This window comes from Pseudomonas sp. 22515, from assembly GCF_052044625.1.
GTDB classification, from domain to species: Bacteria; Pseudomonadota; Gammaproteobacteria; order Pseudomonadales; family Pseudomonadaceae; genus Aquipseudomonas; species Aquipseudomonas alloputida.
This window is the reverse complement of the sequence record NZ_JBQENN010000089.1, coordinates 1-335: the sequence shown is the minus strand read 5'-3', so window position 1 is coordinate 335 and position 335 is coordinate 1. Positions and strand designations below refer to the sequence as shown.

1 protein-coding gene is annotated in these 335 nt (G+C 61.5%); it reads right to left on the bottom strand.

Going from position 1 to position 335, the window contains the following annotated elements; translation table 11 throughout:
* The coding region (locus ACTJJN_RS27065; RefSeq protein WP_440781807.1) for an immunoglobulin-like domain-containing protein at positions 1-335 on the bottom strand (335 nt) is incomplete at both ends.

Genomic DNA, 335 nt, shown 5'->3' with positions numbered 1-335 from the left:
CCGTCTTTGTTGGTCAGCGTGATGGTGTAAGTGATCTCGCCGCCTTCGGTGACCGAAGGGGTGGCAGTCAGCTTGGCCACAACTTCGTCGGTGGTATCGGTCACTTGAACCGAAGCCGCACCGCCCAACTCGAGGTTCTCGAAGGTCGCACCAGTGGTGTCCACCGCCGAGGTGATACCCAGGCTGATCTGGCCGGCGTCGTTGTAGACGTCATCACCCTGCGCAGCGTGGGTGTACGGCGCGCTGGTTTCGCCAGCCTTGATGGTGACCTGGGCATTGTTGCTCAGGGTCACGACCAGGTCGTGAGCCAGCGGCTGGTTGACGTGCACAGTGAA